Origin of the sequence: Falsiroseomonas sp. HW251, from assembly GCF_050563545.1 — a bacterium.
Classification (GTDB): domain Bacteria; phylum Pseudomonadota; class Alphaproteobacteria; order Acetobacterales; family Acetobacteraceae; genus Falsiroseomonas.
Map to the genome: position 1 here is coordinate 1 of NZ_JBNXUM010000080.1, position 1,544 is coordinate 1,544.

General features: G+C 64.7%; 2 protein-coding genes. Both read right to left on the minus strand.

Annotated elements, in window-relative coordinates:
• Positions 1–513: 513 nt before the first annotated feature.
• Positions 514–693 carry a hypothetical protein gene (locus ACLF3M_RS35220; protein WP_430661682.1) on the minus strand — a complete coding sequence of 60 codons (180 nt, stop codon included), beginning with the start codon at positions 691–693 and terminating at the stop codon, positions 514–516.
• A gap of 652 nt (positions 694–1,345) precedes the next feature.
• A partial coding sequence (locus ACLF3M_RS35225; protein ID WP_430661683.1) for a transposase occupies positions 1,346–1,544 on the minus strand: 199 nt, incomplete at its 5' end.

The window sequence follows — 1,544 nt, forward strand, 5'->3', positions numbered from 1 at the left end:
CACCATCCAACGCCGCCGCTTGCTGCATCAACAGCAGCCCGCATAACCTTCAGCCCAGGTGAGCCAGACACTCCATTCCTGAGCCAGCTCGACCGTCGACGACGGACAACCGTGAAAAGACCGGAAAAACGCGCGCGCACCCGCCCGCGCGCGCCGTGACGGTCGCGCGGCGCCAGCGGCGGGGATGGCTGCAAGTCCTGTTCCCCAGGCTGCCGGGGATCAATGAGCCGGCCGTGGATATGTCGGACGACCTCGCCGAGGTGGTGCATGAGACGGCGCCGGCGGCAAGCTGATCCCGCGGCAGGGAGGCTACTGCGATGGGAGGCGTGACCGGCCGGCGAGCGCGCCGAGATCTTCCGTGCCCACGGCTTCGAACCCGCCTGCGCCCAGAACTGCATCGAGCACCGCCTCACCAAGCCCAGCCATTCGCTGTTGTCAGCGAACGCCCGTCTTCCCGGTTGCGCGGCTTGATCGTGCTCTCAACTCACGATATGTGAATAGCCCACAGACACCTCAATTCAGGCGAATATTGCAATGCAGCAGATCGGGCAGGCCCTCTCTGAAGCGGACGTCAGGCAAGCGCTCGCCGAGATGAGGCAACTGGCGGAGTACGAGCCCGATCGCGGAACTGCTCACCGCGACCGAATGGATGAACTCGCTGCCCTCGTCGAAGCGCACATCCCGGACCGTCACGCTCAGGACTTAGAAGACGTCAAGAGCCGCTAGTCAGAGTACAGCATTCTCGCTCCACGGAGCAGATGGACGTCCTGGCGTTCTGCCGGATGGCGCCTACGCACTGGCCGCGACTTCTGTCACCTGCGTCAGATTGCGCGCGGTTGAGCACTGTCCAGAGCCAGGAGCATCGGAGCGGCCGTCGTGCTGCCAGGGCGGTGAGCAACCGTCTCCGGCTTGGCCGGCCCGCGTGGCCCTGCCTGTGAGCGGCGCAGAATCCTCCCGTCCAGGGCGTACTTCACGTAGCCGCCCCGGCCGTCAGCGCCACCTTCGCGCCCAGCCGGGGACACCAGACCGCTTGCCCAACTCTCGTAGACAGCAACTAGGCTACCAGCGCGGTCATACTCCTCGTGCTCCCATTCTTGAATTTCCCGCCGTGCTCCACGTCGGAGGGTGCGCACCAGCACCAGCGCATGCCCGGCAGGCACGCCGAACGCTTCCGCGAACTGCGACACAGACTTCTTCCCCAACCTTGATCGGTGTTCAGCTTGCACATGGTGTGCCCACACTCGCGCACCAGCGCGAGACCGCCAGTAAGGCAGAAAGCATCCTCAGACTATGGCTCGGGCGTGCTTGACCGCGTCGTGAAACGTATCGCTAGAGCGGTTTCCGATCAGGCTGCATCGTATCCGGCCGCGGCGAAGTAGTTGGCGCACTCGTCGGGTGTGAAGGTATCGACGATGCGACCGATGGTGTTCCAGAGGCCCTCGACGGTGCGCGCGGCGGCCTTGCGGAGCATGGCCTTCAGCTTGGCAAAGGCGTTCTCGATCGGGTTGAACTCGGGGCTGTATGGCGGGAGGTAGAGCAGGCTT